Here is a 17,612-nt window from a genome sequence, read left to right on the forward strand (position 1 = left end):
AGACTCCATCGGAAACTGGGTGCGGGTCAGTATAGTTGTACCGCCGACACTGTTAGGCGCCGGGCGGCAAGCGTTCGGCGGGCACCAACGACTTTGTCGGCACCGGTCGAAGGGCCGTCCATGCCAATCTTCGATCTGCCGCACGCAGCCGTCTCGCCGCCGATAGTGACGCCATTCGCCGCCGACGGCGACGCCCCCGGCAGCGAGGTCGACGCCGACGCGCTCGCGAGCCACGTCGACGCGCTCGTCGAGGCCGGGATCGACGGGGTGGTCCCCTGCGGGACGACCGGCGAGTTCGCGAGCCTCGACGACGGCGAGCGGCGGACCGTGATCGAGACCGTCGTCGACGCGGCCGACGGGCGAGTCCCCGTGATCGCCGGCGCGGCCGACACCGCCGTCTCGCGGGTCCGAGACCACCTGTCGGCCGCCGCGGCGGCCGGGGCCGACGCGGGGCTCGTGACCCTCCCGTACTACCACACGTCGACGGACCCGGACGGACAGCGGGCGTTCCTCGAGGCCGTCGCGGACGACGCCCCGCTCCCGATCCTCCTGTACGACATCCCGGCGACGGTCGGCGAGGGCATCGACCTCGACGCGCTCGCCGACGCGGCGAGCCGCGAGTCGGTGATCGGGATGAAGGACACGACCGGCGACCTCACCGGCTTGGAGGCGAAGGTCGGCGGGACGCCCGACTCCTTCGCCGTCTTCCAGGGCGTCGACGCCCAGCTGTACCCGAGCGCGAGCCTCGGCGTCGACGGCGGGATCCACGCGCTCTCGCAGGCGATCCCGGAGGCCTTCGACGCGCTCGGCGAGGCGATCCGCGCCGGCGACGACGAGCGGGCACTGGCGCTCCACCGCCGCGCGGTCGCGCCGCTTTTCGCCCGCTGCGCCGACCACGGCTTCGCGCCGGCGACGAAGGTGGCGGCGGCGCACCGCGGCTTCATCCCCGACCCGGCGGTGCGCCCGCCGCTCACGCTCCCGGACGAGGCCGCCCGCGAGGCGATCCGCGACGACGTGGACGCGGCGCTGGACGTGGTCTGAGACCGCTCCGACGGCGACCCGTCTCCGCCCCCGCTACTCCCCGCCCACCGGGGTCCCGTCGGCCTCCTTCGGGCCCTCGGAGTCGAAGACGACGACGTCCCCGTCGGCCCGCTCGCGCGCCGTCGGGTCGTAGCCGTCCCGCACGCCGATGGCTTCCTCCAGTTCGCGCACCGCGCGCTCCTTCAGCGCCGCGGCCAGTTCCTCGGCGTCCTCGCGGGAGATGTCGCGGCCGAGCCCCTCGCACTCGTGGGCGCGGACGACCCCCGCCTCGTCGACCGCCTCGCCCATCGGCTGGCTCGTCCCCTCTAAGGCGACGCTGAACGGGTAGGTCCGGCAGATGAGCGGGCGCGAGTCGTGGACGGTGCAGGCGCCCTCCCCGCCCGACTCCTCGTAGAAGGTACAGTCGCCGCAGCCGTCGGTCGCGAGCGCCCACTCGAACGTCTCCCCGGTCGGGTCGCCGTCCCCGTCGGCGTCGAGCCCGAACGGCATCGGCCGCGCCACGTCGCGCCAGTCGTACGCCTCGCCGAACTCGTCTTCGGCGGCGTCGGCGACGCGCCGGACCTCGTCGGGAAAGACGGTCGCGGTGTGCGGCTCGCGGTCGGCGTCGCCATCGTGGCAGTCGGGGGCACTGCCCTCGTCGCCGTCCGCTCCGGCCTCGTCTGCCCCTTCTCCCGCGGGCGCGCCCCCCGGCTCGTCGGGGGCGTAGCCGGTACAGCAGCCGCCGCAGCGCGTACACTCGAACCCGATGGACTCGATGGCGTCCGCCAGGTCCGCGACCGCGAGGTCGCGGGCGGCGTCGAGTTCGGCTTCGAGCGACTTCATGTGTTACCCTCCGTGACGCGCGCGAAAAACCCCGACGGTCCCGAGCGAACCGGAGCGATATATATCCCTCTTAGCAAGCCCCATGACCGGGCGGGAGACGAGTCCACATGTATGGCCGCGAAGCCGCACGCGCGACTGCCACCGGCGTACGACTCCCTCCGGGTCGGTATCGCGCTGTTCGACGTCGCCGACGGTACCGTCGAGAGCGCGAACGACCGCTTGGAGTCGCTCGTCGGGTACTCGACCGCGGAGCTCCGCAAGCTGTCCGTCGGTCGGTACACCGCCAACACGTACCGCTTCTCCGAGTCGGAGTTCGCCGACCGCCTCCGCGAGGCCGCCGCCGGCGGCTCGCCCGAGTTCACGTGGCGGATCAAGCGGCGTGACGGGGAGTTGGTTTGGGTCCGCGTCTCGCTCTCCCCGTGGTCCGGCGACCGCGGGCCGGAGGGCGACGCCGACCGACGAACCGACGGCGACGGCGAGTGCGGGACGGGCACGAGACGAGTCCTCGCCGAGGTGCGCGACATCAGCGAGCACTACGCTGCGAGCCGGCGCGAGGCACTGTTCTGGCGCGTGCTCCGACATAACCTCCGGAACGAGGCGAACAAGATCATCGGGTACACCGGCGAGATTCTTCGGGCGACCGACGACGACGGCGTTCGCGAGGCTGCCGCGGATGCGCGCGAGGCCGCGGTGGGGCTTGGCGGCGTCGCGACCTCGGTCAAGGAGATCCAGCAGGCCGTCAGTCGGTCGGAGCCGCCGCGTTCGCACCGACGGGCCGCAGCCGCCGCGCGCGACGTCGTCGCCGCGCTCGAACCGTCGTACCCCGACGCCGAGTTCGTCGTCGAGGAGCGCCGACCCATGTGGATCCACGTCGACGCCGCGTTCGACCACGCGCTTCGCCACGCGGTCGAGAACGCGGTCCGGCACGCTGACGAGCCGGATCCGACCGTCGAGGTGACCGTCCGCCCGTCGCCGAACACCGGGCGCGTGGAGATCCGCGTCGTCGACGCGAACCCGCACATTCCGGAGGCCGAGGTCGACGCCCTCGACGCGTTCGGCGAGGTGACGAACACCCGCCACGGGACGGGCGTCGGCCTCTTCGTCATGAAGTGGTGTATCGAGTCGCTCGGGGGAGAACTCGAGTTCGAGCGGCGGGACCCCCGCGGCAACGTCGTCCGGCTCTACCTCCCGGCGAGGGAGCGGCCGGCGCCGTCGGCCTGACGGCGCCCGGCGAAGGAGCGAAGTGCGCCCGCGACCTACCGATCGAGCGTGAAGGAGTTCGAGCGAAAACAGCTCCTGGAGCGGGTCGAACGGGAGTCGTCGACGATCGGCGTCGACATCCCGGAGTCGATCGAGATCCAGGGGGAGGCGATCGACCTCCGGTCGTTCGTCTTCGAGATCAAGCGGCGCGACTCGGTCCCGCCCGGCGAGCGCGACCGCGTCGAGCGCGCCAAGCGGAACCTCCGCCGCGAGCGGCTCGACCGCCTGGCGCCGATCGAGGACAACGAGGTGAGCTACGAGGAGGGCGAGCGGCTGGCGGCGTCGATCATCGGTATCGACCGCGCGCTGGAGGCGCTGGAGGGACTTAACGCGCCCGACCCGGAGACCGAGGCGAAGCGCCAGGAGGCGGCCGACCAGAAGCGCTGGATGAACTTCCTGAAGAAGGCGCTCGGGCGCGAGGACGCCGGCAGCGGGAGCGGTCGCACGCGGTTCTGACCGCCGGCGAGTGGCGGTCGCGGCCCCGCGGCCGCTCAGTTCCCGGTGAAGTCGATCCGCGAGCCGCTGCCGTCGCCCTTCCCTGCGGAGGGGCCGAGCCGGACGAACTCGTAGGCGTCGTCGTCGAGGTACACTGTATCGTCCGCGACCGTCACGCCGACCGATTCGAGGACGGCGCCCTCGCAGGGACCGAAGTTACAGTAGCCGCCGTCGGCCTCGAAGGTGGCGCCGTGCGTCTGACAGAACACCTCGCCGTTGCGCACGAACGCCCCGTCGTCCTTGTCGAGGCGCACGTCGGTCCAGTGTTGACAGTAGTTCCGGAACGCGCGCACCTCCCCGGCGGCCCGCGTGAGGATCGCCTCGACCTCCGGGGCGCCGTCCTCGCCCTCGCCGAGGTCGCCCTCGCCCTCGTCGACCGTCTCGGGGTCGACCGGGCGCAGGGTCGCGAGCAGCGTGCTCTCCTCCGGGACCTCCTCGACGCCGGCGATCCGGCGGCTCTCGTCCATATCGTCCGGTGGGATGGGGCCGATTTGAACGCTGTGGTCCCCCGCCGACCTCAGAGCCGCTCGCCGTCGTAGTGGGTCTCTTCGATCCGGCGGTCGAACAGCCGCGAGAGGAGGGTCGTGAGCGGGCCGGCGACGCCATCGCCGTCGCCGTCGACCGCGATGCCGTCGACGGTCGCCACGGGTCGGACCTCCCAGGTGGAGTTCGTGAGGAACACCTCGTCGGCCTCGCGCACCGCGTCGGGGGCGTACGTCCCCTCCTCGACGGGGATTCCCTCCTCCTCCGCGACCTCGATCACGGTCGCCCTGGTGACGCCCGGGAGGATCGGGCCGTCGAGCGACGGCGTCTTCAGGGCCGTCCCGTCGGCGAAGAAGAGGTTCGCGGTCGCGCCCTCCGCGACGTTGCCGTCCGGGCCGAGCAGCATGGCCTCGTCGGCGCCCGTGACCCGGAGTTCGAGTCGAGCCAAGATCCCGTTGAGGTAGTTGTGGGTCTTGGCCGCGGCCGGGATCGCGCGGTCGGCGGGCTTGCGCGTCTTCGTCGTCTGGAGCGCGGCCGGGCCGTCGTGGACCGGGTCGCTCCCGACGCCGCCGCGCGCGAGCGGCTTCGCGATCACGACGACCGTCGGGTCGACCGCCGGCTTCGGGTCGAGCGTCCCCGGCTGGACCCCGCGAGTGACCGAGAGCTTCACGTACGCGTCCGCGAGGTCGTTCGCGGCGAGCGTCTCGTCGACCCGGCGCTTCAGGTCCGCGTCGGCGAGGCCGTGGTCGAGCCCGAGCGTCTCGCAGGTGTCCCGGAGCCGGTCCGCGTGCGCGTCCCACCGGAAGACGGCGCCGCCGTACGCGCGCATCGTCTCGAAGGCGGCGTCGCCGTAGGCGAACCCGCGGTCCTCCACCGAGACGGTCGCCTCCGGGGCGGGGACGAGGTCGCCGTCGACGTGGTACAGTCGCTCCGCGTCCTCGCCTCCCTCACGCATCCTCACACACCTCCACGAAGTTCCGGACCATGCGCTTCCCGCGGGGCGTCAGGATGCTCTCCGGGTGGAACTGGACGCCGACGTGCGGCTTCTCGCGGTGGCGAACGCCCATCACGACCTCGCGCTCCTCGTCGGTGCGCGCGGTCTCGACGAGTTCGTCCGGGAGGTCCTCGCGCTCGACGCACAGCGAGTGGTAGCGCCCGACGCGAAGCCGGTCGGGGAGCCCGGCGAAGACGCCCTCGCCGTCGTGGGCGATCGTCGACGGCTTCCCGTGGACGACCTCCGGCGCGTGGCCGACGCGGCTCCCGCGGCTCGCGCACAGCGCCTGGTGGCCGAGGCAGACGCCGAACACAGGCCGGTCGAGCTCGAAGACCGCGGTCGAGACCCCGGCTTCCGCCGGCGTCCCCGGCCCGGGCGAGACGACGACGCCGTCCGGGTCGAGCGCGCGGATCCCGGCGAGGTCGACCGCGTCGTTCCGCCGGACCGTCACCGCGCCCGCGACCTCGCCGACGTACTGGACGAGGTTGTACGCGAACGAGTCGTAGTTGTCGACGACGAGGACCCGGGCGTCGGCGTCGCCCGCGCCGGGGCGCCACCCGCCCGCCGCGTCGGCGTCGTCCGCCGCGGTCGCCGCGTCGACGCCGCCGCCGTCGCTGTCGCCCGTCATCGCTCGGCCGCCTCCTCCGCCGCGGGCCCGTCGTCGGCCTCGACCGCCATCCCGCCGGCGGCGAGCGCCTCGTCGACCGCGCTCACGAGGGCGCGCGCCTTCGCGAGCGTCTCCTCGTACTCCGCGTCCGGGTCGGAGTCGTGGACGATCCCAGCCCCGACCCGGAGGTGGTACTCGGCGGCGTGGCGCACGAGCGTCCGGATGACGATGTTCAGCGTCGCGCGGCCGTCGAACCCGGCGGCGAACATCGACCCGGTGTAGGGCCCGCGGCGCGTCGGCTCCAGCTCGTCGATGATCTCCATCGTCCGCGGCTTCGGCGCGCCCGTGATGGTCCCGCCGGGGAAGCAGGCCGCGACCGCGTCCGCGAGCCCCACGTCCGGGCGGGCCTCGCCCTCGACCAGGCTCACGAGGTGCATCACCTCGCTGTAGCGGTCGACGCGCCGGTACTCGCTCACCTCGACCGTGCCGAACCGCGACACCTTGCCGAGGTCGTTGCGTTCGAGGTCGACCAACATCGCGTGCTCGGCGCGCTCCTTCTCGTCGCCGGTCAGCTCGGCCTCCAGCCCGGCGTCGGCCGCCTCCGTGTCCCCCCGGGGCCGCGTCCCCGCTATCGGCTCCGTGACGAGCCGCGCGCCGCGGTCGGGGTCGTCGGTCGGCTCGCGTGCCAGGAGGAGCTCCGGGCTCGCGCTCACGAGGTCGCCGCCGGTCGGGCGGTCGCCGAACTCGATCAGCCCGGAGTACGGCGCCGGGTTTACCTCGCGGAGCGCGTCGTACGCCTCGACGGGATGGACCGCCGCCGGCGCGGTCAGCCGCTGCGAGACGTTCGCCTGGAACGTGTCGCCGTCGCGGACGGACGCCTTGACCCGCCGGACCGCGTCGGCGTACCCCTCGCGGCCCACGTCGCTCTCGAAGGTCGCGCTCTCCGCGGTCGGGTCGGGCGGCGCCCCCGAGGCCGCGTCCCCGGTCTCGATCCGAGTTATCAGGTCCGCGGCCCGCGCCCGGCCCTCGTCGAACAGCGCGTCGAGCGCGTCGCGGTCGGCCTCGGGGTCGTCCAGCCCCGCCGGCACGCGGGGACAGGCGGTCACGCGGAGCGTGACGGTCTCGTCGTCCTCGCCGTCGTCGCCGTCCTCGGCGTCCACCGGGCACTCCCAGGCCGCGATCCGGTCGAAGAGCCCGGCCTGGAGCCGCGGGAGCCCGCGGTCGTCGACCGCGCCGGGGCCCGCGGGCGGCACCGGCGGGAACGCCTCCAACTCGCGCGCCACGTCGTAGGCGAGCCAGCCGAACGCGCCGCACGGGTACGGCACCTCGCAGTCGCCACGCGCCAACGTCTCGCCGTCGAGGACGCCCTCCAGGGCGGACAGCGAGGCCGACGGGCGCCGGTAGTCGCCCGCTCGGGTCGCCCCCTCGCCGCGCTCCGCTCCGTCCGCGTCGCCCGCGCCGGCGACGACCGACTCGGCGGCGACGGTCAGCCGCTCGACCGGGTCGACGCCGAAGTACCCCCATCCGGACTGGCCGCCCGTCGTCTCGTAGAAGACGCCGCCGGGCCCGTCCCGCGCCCGGCGGTAGGCGTCGAAGGGGTCGTCGACGGCGACCCGGAGCTCGACCGGGACCCGCGCGCCGTCCGGCGCCGCGGCCGCGACCGCGCGGAACCGCTCCCGATCGGTGTGTACCGTTCGCCTCATGGGACTCCGTTCGGCGGGCGCGACGAAACAGTTGCGGTCGCCCGACCGCCCCGTCAGAACTCGCTCGCGCGGTCGATCCACGTCGCGGCGCGCTTCTCGCCGACGCTCGTGCCCTCCGCCACCTCGGCGGCGTCCGCGTCCGCGAGGTCGGCCACCGTCTCGATCCCGATCTCGGCGAGCCGCTCGGCGTACGCCGGGCCGATCCCCTTGATCTCCTCGACGCTCGGGCCGCGGTCGTCGTCGTCGACCGCGACGTCGTCCGCCTCGCCCGCCGCGGCCTCCGCCTGCTCGGCCGCCTCGTCCGCCCCCGCGCCCTCGTCGTCGACGAGCGACTCCGTCGAGGCGGCCGCCTCTGTCTCCGCGGCGACCGCCGCCTCGTCGCCGTCGCCGTCGCCCGCCTCGCTCTCCGCCGGTTCCGCGGCACTCGGCTCGCTTTCCGCCGGTTCCGCGTCGTCCGGCTCGACCGAATTGCCGGCCGCGGGCTCGTCGGCCGCGGGCGGCTCGGCCGCCGGCTCCGATTCCCGCTCTACCGTCACTTCCGTCTCGCCGGACTCGCGCTCGCCCGAATCGCTCCCGAATCCGAGCTTCTCTTTGAGCTTCTGGAGTAGAGCCATTGCCGGCGGCTACACGTGCGAGATATTTAAAAACCCTCTCCGCCGCAATCGACCGCCGGCCCCGTCCCGCCTGTTTATAAGTGACGCCGGGCCGTCGCGGTCGTATGAACGTCATCAACCCGGTCATGTGGTCGGTCCACGTCGGCTTCGCCGTCCTCTGGGTCGGCAGCGTGCTGTTCGTCACCCTCGCGGTCCTCCCGCCCGCGCTCCGCGGCGAGATCGGGACGACCGCGCTCGGCTCGGTCGCCGGTCGCCTGCGCTGGATCACCCGGATCAGCGCGGTCGCGTTCGTCCTCTCCGGCGGCCACATGGCCGGGACGCTGTACACGTTCGAGGCGCTGACGGGCACGCCCCGCGGCCACCTCGTGTTGACGATGCTCGGGCTGTGGTTCGTCGGCACCGGGCTCGTCGAGGTCGCCGGCTCGAAGCTGGCCGACGGGCTCGACGCCGACAAGCTCCGCGAGCCCGCCCGCGAGGCCAAGCCGTTCCTCTACGGCGCGTCCGCCGTCTCACTCGGTCTGATCGTCACCGCCGGGCTGCTCGCGAGCCCGTCGCTCCTCTGAGCGGCCGCCGAGTCCTCCGCCCGTTCACTCAAGCTCCGCCCGCAGCGCCGCGTTCATCGCATCGACCGGCGCCGACTCGCCGGTCCAGATCTCGAACGCCTCCACCCCCTGGTACAGCAGCATCCACGCGCCGTCGACCGTCGTCGCGCCAGCGGCCGCGGCCTCCCGCAGCAGCCGGGTCTCGATCGGCGCGTACACCGCGTCGAGGACGGCGAGGTCGCCGTGGAGGTGTTCGGCGGGCACCGGGGTCTCGTCGGGCGCCTCCATCCCCACGCTCGTCGCGTTGACGAGCAGGTCGGCGGCCGCGACGCGCTCGCCGAGGCCGTCGAGGCCGCCGCCGGTCGCGCCCGGCACGTCCCCCGCGAGCTCGACCGCGCGCTCCGCGGTGCGGTTCGCGACGTGGACCGCCGCGCCGGCGTCCGCCAGCGCGAACGCGGCCGCCCGCCCCGCGCCGCCCGCGCCCACCACGAGCGCGTCGCGGCCGTCGACCGTCACGCCGTGGTGTTCGAGCGCCCGCGTCACCCCCGCGGCGTCGGTGTTGTGGCCGCGCGGTCGGTCGGCCTCGCCCGCCCGGACCGGGCCGTAGTCGACCGTGTTGACCGCGCCGATGCGCTCCGCGAGCGGGGCGGCGTCGACCGCGTCGAGAACGTCCCGCTTGAACGGGACCGTCACGTTGAGCCCCGCGACGCCGAGGTCGGCCGCGCCCGCTATCGCCGCGGCCGCGGCGCCGGCGTCCGGCTCGAAGGTGACGTAGCGCGCGTCGAGGCCGAGCGCCTCGTAGCCCGCCTCGTGCATCGGCGGCGACAGCGAGTGGCCGACCGGGTTCCCGATCAGTCCGTACACGTCCATGCCCGCTCACGCGGCCGCGACCGACAAAAGCGGGTCGGTCGCCGGGTCGCTCCCGCCGGCCTCGCCCGTCTCACTCCCGCCGGCCGTCGGCGTCCCGCTCCGCGTCGATGACGTCTTCGAGGGTCTCGGTGCCGACGTCGCTGGCGACCTTGACGCCGACGAGCGACACCACGATGCCGCCGACGATGAACGCCGCGAGCTGTTGGACCGGCGTCAGCGTCATCCCGTACGCCGACAGCGGCTCGTGGATCGCCTCCTGCGCGAGGAAGTACCCGGCGAACCCGCGGACGACGAGGGCGACCGCGGCGATGACGAACGGGAGGTTGAGGTACGGGGTCCGGATCCCCTCGTCGCGGATCAGCTCGTCGAGCAGCCGCCCCACGGCCGCGGTCACGCCCGCGACCGCGAACCACGGGACCGCGGCGTAGGTGAACTCCACGACCTCGACGAGCCGCGCCGATCCGGGGGTCAGGTTCGAGGCCGCGAGGAAGCCGAAGAACCCGCCGACGAGGGCGAGCCCGCCGGCGACGACGTACGTCACGACGGACACCTGACCGGCGTACAGCGCCTCGCGGACGCGCTCCGGCAGCCCGGCCACGAGCCGGTCGACCGCGAGCCCCTTGTACAGCAGCGCGGCGCCGAGCAGCCCGGCGACGCCGGCGACCGCCTCGCCGGCGGAGAACCAGTAGAACAGCGCGGGGACCAAGAGCAGCGCGACGCCGAACGGCACGAGGATCGTCGAGCGAAGCTGCTCGTCGGCGAGGAACTGCTTGAGGAGGTAGTAGGTGGACTCGATGTCCCGGGCCTGTCGGACGACGACGCGGTCGACGGAGTCGACGGGGACCCGCGACTCGACGACCGGGAGGACGCGCTCGTCCTCCGCGGAGTCGACGACGACGATGGCGGCCCGCGGGTCGTACCGCTCCACGAGGTCGTCGAGCTGGGAGGCGATGGAGCGGTCGGCGCCGACCGGGGAGTCGCTCTCGGCGGAGACGACCGCCACCACCGACTCCTCGCGTTCGTCCCTGAGGTCGCGCGCGACGCGCAGCGACTCCAGCAGGCAGTTCACGCTGGCGTCCTCGGGGTCGTCCAGCCCGGCGTCCGTGACCAGCGACCGGACGGCCTCCCAGCCGGCGACCGGCATCGGGACGTTGGTGGCGCGACCGATCGCCCCCGAGCGGTCGACGCAGATGACCAGCGTCGTCACGTGTCGTCTCACACCGCGGCCGGACAAAAATCCTCCCCGTCGGTCCCCGGCCGCCTCTTCGTTTCGGCGGCAGTCTGCCCGTCGCTACCGGAACTCCACGTCGATGTCGCCGCCGTCGTCGGCGAACACGCCCGCGACCCCGCTCCCGGCGGCGAACGCGACGCGCTCGGCGCCGATGCCGAGCCGCTCCGCGAGCCCGCGCTCCGGGGTGAACTCGCGGACCTCGGGCTCGGCGCCGATCAGGTCGGCGAGCCGGTCCTCGACGTCGTCCTCGGTGCCCAGCTCGTCGACTAGGCCGAGCTCGGCGGCGTCGTCCCCGAGGTACACCCGCGCCTCGGTCTCCCGGATCGCTTCGGGGTCCATGTCGCGGCCCTCGCTCACGGTCTCGACGAACTGTTCGTAGTAGCCGTCGATGATCCCCTGGAGGTACTCCCGTTCGTCCTCCTCGATCTCCTTCAGCGGGACGCCGGCGTCCTTGTACTCGCCCGCGGTGAACTGCTCGTAGGAGATGCCGAGCTTGTCGGCGAGCCCCTTCGCGTTCGGCCGCGAGCCGACGACGCCGATAGACCCGACGAGGCTCGCCTCGCGCGCCCACAGCTCGTCGCAGCCGCTCGCGATCCAGTACCCGCCGGAGGCGCAGGTGTCGGTCGCGTACGCGACCGTCGGCCCGTCGAAGTCGGCGGCGGCCCGCCGGATGTCGTCGCTCGGCACGACCTCGCCGCCGGGCGTGTTGAGCTCGACGAGCAGCGCCTCGGCGTCGTCGTCCTCGTCGGCCGCCTCGATCTGCTCGACCACGTCGTCCGCGGTCGCCCCGCCCGGGCCCGAAAGCGGCGACGGCCGCCCCTGATTCCGGCGGATCGGCCCCGAGACCGTCACCTTCGCGACGTTGTACTCGTCCGCGTCACCGAATCGCCCGCCCGTGAGCCGCGCGAGGACCGCGCGGCCCGCGATCGTCGTCGCCGCGCCGACCGCGGCGGCCGCGAGCAACCCCTTCCGTCCGTTCGCCGGCGCGTCGTCCATACCGTCGGTTGGCGGCGCTCCCGTTTATATGCTGTCGTGGGCGACGCCGGTCGCCGGGACCGGCCGCCCGCGCTCGACGGGCGCGGGGCTGTCGGCCGTGGAAAACCGCAGAAAACCGCGGACCGCGTCTCGCCCGGCTTACAGGAGGCCGGTCTTCTGGAGCTTCATCAGGTCCTCGGTGTCGAGCGTCTCGCCCTCCTTGAACTTCTGATAGATCTCCTCGGCCTCTTCCTTCTCCTCTTCGCGCTTCTCGGCGCGCTCGTCCTGCCGCTCTTCCTCCTCCTTCTTGTCGAGCTCGCGCAGGCGCTTCTGGACGCGGACGAAGTCCTCGTGGTGGCGGTCGGCCGCCTCCTGGGCCTCGACGAACAGCTCGTGCATCTCGTCGGCCTCGTCGCGGATGTCGTCGGCCTCGCGGTAGGCCTCGATCATCTGGTTGTGGTGCTCCTGGGCCTTGTCGGCGAGCTCCGTCACCTTCTGGTGGTGCTGGGACGCCTCGGAGCGGACCTCCTCGGCCTCCTCGACGAGCTCGTCGAGCTCGCTTGTGTCGTCGACCTTCTCCTTCTTCTCGGCGAGCTTCTCGCGCTTGTCGTCGATCTTCTCGATGAGCTCGCGCTCGTCTTCGGCGTCGAGCACCTCCGTCTGCTGGCGGAACTCGAGGTCCTCGATCTCCTCTTCGAGCTCCTCGATGGACTTGCCGGAGCCGAGTTCGAGGTCCTGTTTGAGCTCCTCGACCTCGTCGAACAGCTCGTTGGCCTCGGCGTTGAGCTCGTTGCGCTTGTCCTTGTGCTCTTGGACCTGCTCGTTGAGCTCGTCGCGCTTCTCGCGGTGTTCCTGGGCCTCGTCGACCTTCTCGCGCGTCTTCGCGTTGAGGTCGTCGCGCTTGGAGGCGCGCTCGGACGCCATCTGGTTCAGCTCGTTGCGTCGGTCTCGCAGCTGTCCGGCGCGTTTGATGAGCTGACCCTTGGAGCCGTTCTCCAGGTCGTCCTCAGAAAGGTCCACGTTGTCCGCCTCGTCCATCGCTTCCACGTCGTACTGCTCGATGACTTCTTCTTTCGTTACCATTTGTTATCTCTCCATCACCGCTCCGGCGATAGCGGACGCTCGCTGTGGTGCGTCGGGCCGTCTGCAAGAACTCCCGTTCATTTCAGCGTGCGATTCCACCAGCGCCAGAGGCGTTCTGGTACCCGCAACTACCCCCGGGCGATACATAAATACTTCGGTGATTTTCGTGCGTACCGGTGCCACGGAGCGTGTACCCCGCGATTTCCGTGGTTACCGTTCACACGACTCGCTTACGACTCGCCGTCCTCCCCCACCGCGTACGAGAGGACGATCCCGTCGTCGAACCGCTCCGTGCCCGTCAGCGTCAGGTCGGGGAACCCCTCGGTGAAGCCCGCGCCGTCCGCGAGGGTGGGCGCGTCGCGGCCGCCGATCACGAGCGACCCGACGTAGACGTGTAGTTCGTCGACGACGCCGGCCTCGAAACACGAGAAGATCACCTCGCCGCCGCCCTCCACCATCAGGCGGTCGACCCCCCGCTCGGCGAGCCGATCGACCCCCTCGGCGACGTCGACGCGCTCCTCGCCGGCCACGATCACCTCGGCGCCCGCGTCGGCGAGCGCCTCGCGGCGCTCCCGGTCGGTCGCGGCCGAGACGAGCAGGTACGTCGCGGCCGCGTCGTCTAAGATCCGGGCGTCGGTCGGCGTCCGCCCGGTCGAGTCGATCACGACGCGGGCCGGGTCGCCGGGCCGCCCGTTCCGGAGGCGCTCGACGCGCCGGTCCTCCTCGTCGAGCGTGAGGTGCGGGTCGTCCGCGAGGACGGTCCCGACCCCGACCAGCACCGCGTCCGCGGCCGCCCTGACGCGGTCGACCCGGTCGAAGTCCTCCGGGCCGGAGATGCGGAGCTGCTCCCGGCGGCGGGTGGCGAGCTTCCCGTCGACGCTCTGGGCCGCGTTGACGACCACGTGCATACGCGACGGTCGGCCGGACGCGGAATGGTCGTTTCGGTCGGGGCGGCCGCAGCCACCTCCGACCGCGGCGGTCGCTCCGACCCAAAGCGTATCCGGCGCCGGACCGAAGCGAGCGCGTCATGAGAACCTCGACGATCGTGGTCCTGATCGGCGTCGCCCTGTTCCTCCTCCCGATCCCGGGCACGTTCATCCTCGGCGCGCTGGTCGTGCTCGCCGGGCTCGCCGCCCGCCTGTTCGGGCTCTGACCCGACACGGTTTCCCCGGCGGGGGCCGTCCGACCGGCCGTGTCCGACCCAACCGCGCACCACGTCGGCGTCACCGTCGCCGACCTCGACCGCGCCGTCGAGTTCTACGCCGAGACGTTCGACCTCGACGTCGTCGCCGAGTTCGCCGTCGGCGGCGACGCCTTCGCCGAGGCGGTCGCCGTCGAGGGCGCCGCGGCGGCGTTCGCGCACCTCGCCGCCGGGGACGCCATCGTCGAACTCGTCGAATACGACCCGGCCGAGGAGGCGGGCCCCGCGGACGGCCCCGACCTGAATCGCCCCGGAGCGACCCACCTCGGGCTCACGGTCGACGACGTCGAGGCGTTTCACGCGGAACTCGCCGACAACGTGGAGACGTTGAGCCCGCCGCGGACGACCGAGAGCGGGACGACCGTCCTGTTCATCCGGGACCCGGAGGGGAACCTGATCGAGGTGCTCGACGCCTGACGGGCCTCGCCCGCGCGGGCCGTGCGCCCCCTTACGCCGACATCGACTCGCGGAGCACGAGCAGCGACATCGGGACGCTCGCGGCCACGAGCCCGTACACGCCGCCGAGGATCGGTTCGACGCCGAACTCGGGCGCGAGGAGGTAGCCGGCGGCGAACCCGATCGGGTCGCAGACGACCGCGACGGCGATCAGCTGTGCGGCAAACGACATGGCTTCGAACCGACGGAGGAGGGCCATATCCCGTCGTCGCACGTCAGTCAAATAAAACTTCGAGGACCGTCGCCGTCCGCGGGGCGCCGCGGCCTCACTTCACCTTCGTGCCGGGCGCGGCGTCCTCGTAGGTGGTGAGGAGGTCGGCGTCCTCGCCGGCGGCCAGCACCATCCCGTTGGACTCGACGCCGAACAGCTCCGCCTTCTCCATGTTCGCGAGCACGATCACCTTCGTGTCCGGCAGCTCGTCGACCTCGTGGAGCTGTTTGAGCCCCGCGACGATCGTCCGGGTCTCCGCGCCGAGGTCGACGGTGAGCTCGACGAGGTCGTCGGCGCCCTCGATCCCCTCGGCCGCCTCGATGCGGCCGACGCGGATGTCCAGCTCCTGGAACTGTTCGAAGCCGATGCGGTCGTCGCTGATGGGTTCGATGTCGCTCATGTCGGTGTCGTCGGTAGCGTCGGTCTCGTCATCCTCGTCGTCGGCGCCGCTCTCGTCGTCAGCGTCGTCGCTCTCCGCTTCGGCGACGCGCGCTTCGAGCTTCTCGTTCAGGTCCGCGACGCGCTCGTCTTCCACCTGCTCGAACAGCTCGGTCGGCTCGCTCAGGTCGCCGGCGGGGCCCTCGCGGGCGGCCTCGACGGTCGCCTCGTGGACGGAGCCGGGCTCGCCGAGCTGGGCCCAGAGCCGCTCGCTCTTCTCGGGCGCCAGCGGCTCGAAGAGGACCGCGATCGCCTTCGCGAGCGCGACGCAGTCGTAGATGACCCGCTCGGCCTCGGCGGGTTCCTCGTCGACGAGCTTCCAGGGCTCGTTGCGCTGGATGTACTCGTTGCCGTACCGCGCGAGGTCGGTGACGGCGTCGCCGAGCGCGCGGACGGAGTAGTCGTTGACCGCGGCCGCGAACTCGTCGACCGCCTCGTCGATCCGCGCCGCCACGTCGTCGCTCGGCGCGTCGGCGTCGGGGCCGTCCTCGTAGTTGCGGTGGGCGAAGAGGAGCGAGCGGTAGAGGAAGTTGCCGACCGTGCCCACCAGCTCGGTGTTGACGCGCTCGGCGAACTTCTCCCACGAGAAGTCCACGTCCTGCTGGAACCCGCCGTTGGTCGCGAGGTAGTAGCGCAGCGGGTCGGGGTGGAACCCCTCGTCCAGGTACTCGTCGGCCCAGACGGCGCGGTCGCGGCTCGTGGAGAACCCCTTGCCGTCGAGGGTGACGAAGCCGGACGCCATCACCGCGCGCGGCTCCGCGTGGTCGGTCGCCTCTAACATCGCGGGCCAGAAGATCGTGTGGTGCTGGATGATGTCGCGGCCGATCACGTGGACGATCTCGCCGCCCTCCGGGTGATCGTCGCTCGCGCCCTCCTTCCAGGCGGCCTCCCAGTCGAAGGCGTCGGCGCCGACGCGCTCGGAGTACTGCTTCGTCGACGAGATGTACTCGATCGGTGCGTCGACCCAGACGTACAAGACGAAGTCCTGCGGGTTCTCGCCGGGCAGGTCGATCCCCCAGTCCATGTCGCGGGTGATACACCAGTCCTGGAGCCCCTGCTCGATCCACTCGCGGGGCTGGTTCCGGGCGTTCGAGGTGCCTTCGAGGCGGTCGAGGAAGCCGGAGAGGTAGTCGGCGAACTCCGAGACCGCGAAGAACTGGTGGGTGCGCTCGCGGTACTCCGCGGGGTTGCCGGTGATCGTCGACTCGGGGTCCTCGACCTCGCCGGGTTCGAGGTGGCGCTGGCACCCCTCGTCGCACTCGTCGCCGCGGGCGTGGGCGCCGCAGTACGGGCACGTCCCCTCGACGTAGCGGTCCGGGAGGTACTGGTCGTCGACGGGGTCGTACGCGACCATGATCTCCTTCTCGTAGAGGTGGCCCGCCTCGTCGAGGTCGCGGACGAGCTCCTGGGTCAGCGCCGTGTTCGTCTCGTCGTGGGTGTGGCCGTAGTTGTCGAACTCGACGTTGAACTTCGGGAACGTCTCGGCGTAGCGCTCGTGCCAGTCGAGCGCGAACTCCTCGGGCGAGACGCCCTCCTGTTCGGCGTTGACCGCGACGGGCGTGCCGTGCATGTCCGAGCCGGAGACGAACGCGGTCTCCTGGCCGAGTCGGTCGAGCGCGCGGCTGTACACGTCGCCGCCGACGTAGGTGCGGAGGTGGCCGATGTGGAGGTCGCCGTTCGCGTACGGCAGTCCACAGGTCACCACCGCGGGCCGGTCGGTGGGGTAGTCGTCGTGGCTCATGTGGTGCGTGTGTGTCGTGTGTCGGTCGATCGGGTCTAAAGCCCGCTGGTTCGAGACCGTCGACCGCGGCGAGACCGGCGCTCGCGCGGTCGTCGGTGTCGACGCCGGCGAGGCGGTCGACGGTCCGGGCGCTGCGGGAAGGCGACGGGATTCGCCGCCGCGTCGGCGCCGACCGCGTTACCGGCCGGCGGCGACGCGACGGGTCCGCCCGCCGCTAGAAGGAGCGCATCTGCATCCCGAACCGTCGACGCCGTGTCACGCCCCACGCTTCGGGCGGTTCCGTCTAAAAAGCGTCGCCCCGGGTCGACGGCGCCCCCGGCCGGAGCCTCAGGGCTCCATCGCCTGCTCGGCGCGACCCGTGAGCCGCTCCGGATCGAGCCGGTAGTACTCGAACGTCACCTCGCTCGTCGGCTCGCCGAAGACGTCGACGATGGGGATCTCAGCCGTCCGCTCGAGTCCGGCGAGCGACTCGGTCGCGCTGGCGTCGTCGCTGGTCGACACCAGCCGGCCGCTCGCGACCACGCTCTTCCACCGTCCGTCGTCCCGCCCGTAGGCGACGAACGTGACGCCGCGGTCGGCGGCGTTCGCCTTTCCGCTGTCCGCCCCGACGGCGAGCCGGAAGTAGAACGTCCCCTCGACCGGGTCGTAGCCGTACGAAACCGGGACCGAGTGCGGGGGCCCGTCGCCGTCCGTCGACAGCGAGAGGACGCCGGTCCCCGACCGCCCGAGGAACTCGTCGCGCTCGTCGTCCGTCATCCGAACCGCGTCCGTGTCTCTCATACGGGATCTACGTCCCATATGTTAATGAATACCTCTCATGGATCACGCGGCGTGCGGACCGTCGC

General features: G+C 72.3%; 20 protein-coding genes. 6 read left to right on the forward strand and 14 right to left on the reverse strand.

Annotated elements, in window-relative coordinates; genetic code table 11:
• Positions 1-120: 120 nt before the first annotated feature.
• Positions 121-1,041, forward strand: a complete 921-nt coding sequence (locus DVK05_RS01785) for a dihydrodipicolinate synthase family protein (RefSeq protein ID WP_121561725.1) — start codon at positions 121-123, stop codon at positions 1,039-1,041.
• Positions 1,042-1,074: 33 nt separating this feature from the next.
• On the opposite strand, the gene DVK05_RS01790 is transcribed toward DVK05_RS01785, so the two are convergent.
• Positions 1,075-1,863 (reverse strand): YkgJ family cysteine cluster protein, encoded by a 789-nt coding sequence (locus DVK05_RS01790; RefSeq protein WP_121561726.1) that lies wholly within the window; start codon positions 1,861-1,863, stop codon positions 1,075-1,077.
• 111 nt (positions 1,864-1,974) lie between these two features.
• On the opposite strand from DVK05_RS01790, the gene DVK05_RS01795 reads away from it, so the two are divergent.
• Together DVK05_RS01795 and DVK05_RS01800 are read left to right on the forward strand one after the other, a co-directional pair.
• Entirely contained in the window at positions 1,975-3,084 is a 1,110-nt protein-coding gene (locus DVK05_RS01795; RefSeq protein ID WP_121561727.1) for an ATP-binding protein, read from the forward strand.
• A gap of 48 nt (positions 3,085-3,132) precedes the next feature.
• Positions 3,133-3,579, forward strand: coding sequence for a DUF5788 family protein (locus tag DVK05_RS01800; RefSeq protein WP_121561728.1), 447 nt, complete (start codon positions 3,133-3,135; stop codon positions 3,577-3,579).
• A gap of 35 nt (positions 3,580-3,614) precedes the next feature.
• Here DVK05_RS01800 and DVK05_RS01805 read toward each other — a convergent pair whose 3' ends face one another.
• The 5 genes from DVK05_RS01805 to DVK05_RS01825 are packed head-to-tail and all read right to left on the reverse strand — an operon-like array spanning position 3,615 to position 8,019.
• On the reverse strand, positions 3,615-4,085 hold the full coding sequence (locus DVK05_RS01805; RefSeq protein WP_121561729.1) for a Rieske 2Fe-2S domain-containing protein: 471 nt from the start codon (positions 4,083-4,085) through the stop codon (positions 3,615-3,617).
• A 50-nt stretch (positions 4,086-4,135) separates the two neighbouring features.
• On the reverse strand, positions 4,136-5,056 hold the full coding sequence (locus DVK05_RS01810; protein ID WP_121561730.1) for an aminotransferase class IV: 921 nt from the start codon (positions 5,054-5,056) through the stop codon (positions 4,136-4,138).
• A complete protein-coding gene (locus DVK05_RS01815) occupies positions 5,049-5,723 on the reverse strand; it encodes an aminodeoxychorismate/anthranilate synthase component II (protein ID WP_121561731.1) in 675 nt (224 codons plus the stop codon). Before DVK05_RS01815 ends, DVK05_RS01810 begins: the two co-directional genes overlap by 8 nt.
• Entirely contained in the window at positions 5,720-7,405 is a 1,686-nt protein-coding gene (locus DVK05_RS01820) for an anthranilate synthase component I family protein (protein WP_121561732.1), read from the reverse strand. The genes DVK05_RS01815 and DVK05_RS01820 overlap by 4 nt, the downstream gene beginning before the upstream one ends.
• A 53-nt stretch (positions 7,406-7,458) precedes the next feature.
• Positions 7,459-8,019, reverse strand: a complete 561-nt coding sequence (locus tag DVK05_RS01825; RefSeq protein WP_121561733.1) for a helix-hairpin-helix domain-containing protein — start codon at positions 8,017-8,019, stop codon at positions 7,459-7,461.
• Between the two features lie 104 nt (positions 8,020-8,123).
• Here DVK05_RS01825 and DVK05_RS01830 point away from each other — a divergent pair, with 104 nt between their 5' ends.
• Positions 8,124-8,582, forward strand: a complete 459-nt coding sequence (locus DVK05_RS01830; protein ID WP_121561734.1) for a transporter — start codon at positions 8,124-8,126, stop codon at positions 8,580-8,582.
• A gap of 24 nt (positions 8,583-8,606) precedes the next feature.
• On the opposite strand, the gene DVK05_RS01835 is transcribed toward DVK05_RS01830, so the two are convergent.
• The 5 genes from DVK05_RS01835 to DVK05_RS01855 all read right to left on the reverse strand — a co-directional run bounded on the left by DVK05_RS01835 (position 8,607) and on the right by DVK05_RS01855 (position 13,628).
• Positions 8,607-9,431, reverse strand: coding sequence for a shikimate dehydrogenase (locus DVK05_RS01835; protein WP_121561735.1), 825 nt, complete (start codon positions 9,429-9,431; stop codon positions 8,607-8,609).
• A gap of 70 nt (positions 9,432-9,501) precedes the next feature.
• Complete coding sequence (locus DVK05_RS01840) at positions 9,502-10,638, reverse strand: DUF373 family protein (RefSeq protein WP_121561736.1); 1,137 nt, start codon at positions 10,636-10,638, stop codon at positions 9,502-9,504.
• Between the two features lie 84 nt (positions 10,639-10,722).
• Entirely contained in the window at positions 10,723-11,658 is a 936-nt protein-coding gene (gene sppA / locus DVK05_RS01845; protein ID WP_053771713.1) for a signal peptide peptidase SppA, read from the reverse strand.
• 138 nt (positions 11,659-11,796) lie between these two features.
• Positions 11,797-12,720 carry a coiled-coil protein gene (locus DVK05_RS01850; protein WP_053771712.1) on the reverse strand — a complete coding sequence of 308 codons (924 nt, stop codon included), beginning with the start codon at positions 12,718-12,720 and terminating at the stop codon, positions 11,797-11,799.
• A gap of 230 nt (positions 12,721-12,950) precedes the next feature.
• Positions 12,951-13,628: a 2,5-diamino-6-(ribosylamino)-4(3H)-pyrimidinone 5'-phosphate reductase gene (locus DVK05_RS01855; RefSeq protein WP_121561737.1), complete on the reverse strand. Its 678-nt coding sequence runs from the start codon at positions 13,626-13,628 to the stop codon at positions 12,951-12,953.
• A gap of 119 nt (positions 13,629-13,747) precedes the next feature.
• Between DVK05_RS01855 and DVK05_RS17220 the strand changes: the two genes are divergently transcribed.
• Positions 13,748-13,873, forward strand: a complete 126-nt coding sequence (locus DVK05_RS17220) for a transporter (RefSeq protein WP_197702923.1) — start codon at positions 13,748-13,750, stop codon at positions 13,871-13,873.
• 39 nt (positions 13,874-13,912) lie between these two features.
• Positions 13,913-14,338 carry a VOC family protein gene (locus DVK05_RS01860; RefSeq protein WP_121561738.1) on the forward strand — a complete coding sequence of 142 codons (426 nt, stop codon included), beginning with the start codon at positions 13,913-13,915 and terminating at the stop codon, positions 14,336-14,338.
• A 31-nt stretch (positions 14,339-14,369) separates the two neighbouring features.
• Here DVK05_RS01860 and DVK05_RS01865 read toward each other — a convergent pair whose 3' ends face one another.
• The 3 genes from DVK05_RS01865 to DVK05_RS01875 all read right to left on the reverse strand — a co-directional run bounded on the left by DVK05_RS01865 (position 14,370) and on the right by DVK05_RS01875 (position 17,547).
• On the reverse strand, positions 14,370-14,576 hold the full coding sequence (locus DVK05_RS01865) for a hypothetical protein (protein ID WP_121561739.1): 207 nt from the start codon (positions 14,574-14,576) through the stop codon (positions 14,370-14,372).
• A gap of 67 nt (positions 14,577-14,643) precedes the next feature.
• Complete coding sequence (gene metG / locus DVK05_RS01870) at positions 14,644-16,767, reverse strand: methionine--tRNA ligase (RefSeq protein WP_121561740.1); 2,124 nt, start codon at positions 16,765-16,767, stop codon at positions 14,644-14,646.
• Between the two features lie 327 nt (positions 16,768-17,094).
• On the reverse strand, positions 17,095-17,547 hold the full coding sequence (locus DVK05_RS01875; RefSeq protein WP_121561741.1) for a pyridoxamine 5'-phosphate oxidase family protein: 453 nt from the start codon (positions 17,545-17,547) through the stop codon (positions 17,095-17,097).
• Positions 17,548-17,612 lie beyond the last annotated feature (65 nt).

This window comes from Halorubrum sp. Atlit-8R (assembly GCF_003666025.1).
GTDB lineage: Archaea > Halobacteriota > Halobacteria > Halobacteriales > Haloferacaceae > Halorubrum > Halorubrum salinarum.

What these genes read in the sequence shown, in the direction of transcription:
- DVK05_RS01785 (WP_121561725.1), top strand. Translation starts at nt 121, where the DNA reads ATGCCAATCTTCGATCTGCCGCACGCAGCCGTCTCGCCGCCGATAGTG.
- DVK05_RS01790 (WP_121561726.1), bottom strand. Translation starts at nt 1,863, where the DNA reads ATGAAGTCGCTCGAAGCCGAACTCGACGCCGCCCGCGACCTCGCGGTC.
- DVK05_RS01795 (WP_121561727.1), top strand. Translation starts at nt 1,975, where the DNA reads ATGGCCGCGAAGCCGCACGCGCGACTGCCACCGGCGTACGACTCCCTC.
- DVK05_RS01805 (WP_121561729.1), bottom strand. Translation starts at nt 4,085, where the DNA reads ATGGACGAGAGCCGCCGGATCGCCGGCGTCGAGGAGGTCCCGGAGGAG.
- DVK05_RS01810 (WP_121561730.1), bottom strand. Translation starts at nt 5,056, where the DNA reads ATGCGTGAGGGAGGCGAGGACGCGGAGCGACTGTACCACGTCGACGGC.
- DVK05_RS01815 (WP_121561731.1), bottom strand. Translation starts at nt 5,723, where the DNA reads ATGACGGGCGACAGCGACGGCGGCGGCGTCGACGCGGCGACCGCGGCG.
- DVK05_RS01820 (WP_121561732.1), bottom strand. Translation starts at nt 7,405, where the DNA reads ATGAGGCGAACGGTACACACCGATCGGGAGCGGTTCCGCGCGGTCGCG.
- DVK05_RS01825 (WP_121561733.1), bottom strand. Translation starts at nt 8,019, where the DNA reads ATGGCTCTACTCCAGAAGCTCAAAGAGAAGCTCGGATTCGGGAGCGAT.
- DVK05_RS01830 (WP_121561734.1), top strand. Translation starts at nt 8,124, where the DNA reads ATGAACGTCATCAACCCGGTCATGTGGTCGGTCCACGTCGGCTTCGCC.
- DVK05_RS01835 (WP_121561735.1), bottom strand. Translation starts at nt 9,431, where the DNA reads ATGGACGTGTACGGACTGATCGGGAACCCGGTCGGCCACTCGCTGTCG.
- sppA (WP_053771713.1), bottom strand. Translation starts at nt 11,658, where the DNA reads ATGGACGACGCGCCGGCGAACGGACGGAAGGGGTTGCTCGCGGCCGCC.
- DVK05_RS01850 (WP_053771712.1), bottom strand. Translation starts at nt 12,720, where the DNA reads ATGGTAACGAAAGAAGAAGTCATCGAGCAGTACGACGTGGAAGCGATG.
- DVK05_RS01855 (WP_121561737.1), bottom strand. Translation starts at nt 13,628, where the DNA reads ATGCACGTGGTCGTCAACGCGGCCCAGAGCGTCGACGGGAAGCTCGCC.
- DVK05_RS17220 (WP_197702923.1), top strand. Translation starts at nt 13,748, where the DNA reads ATGAGAACCTCGACGATCGTGGTCCTGATCGGCGTCGCCCTGTTCCTC.
- DVK05_RS01865 (WP_121561739.1), bottom strand. Translation starts at nt 14,576, where the DNA reads ATGGCCCTCCTCCGTCGGTTCGAAGCCATGTCGTTTGCCGCACAGCTG.
- metG (WP_121561740.1), bottom strand. Translation starts at nt 16,767, where the DNA reads ATGAGCCACGACGACTACCCCACCGACCGGCCCGCGGTGGTGACCTGT.
- DVK05_RS01875 (WP_121561741.1), bottom strand. Translation starts at nt 17,547, where the DNA reads ATGAGAGACACGGACGCGGTTCGGATGACGGACGACGAGCGCGACGAG.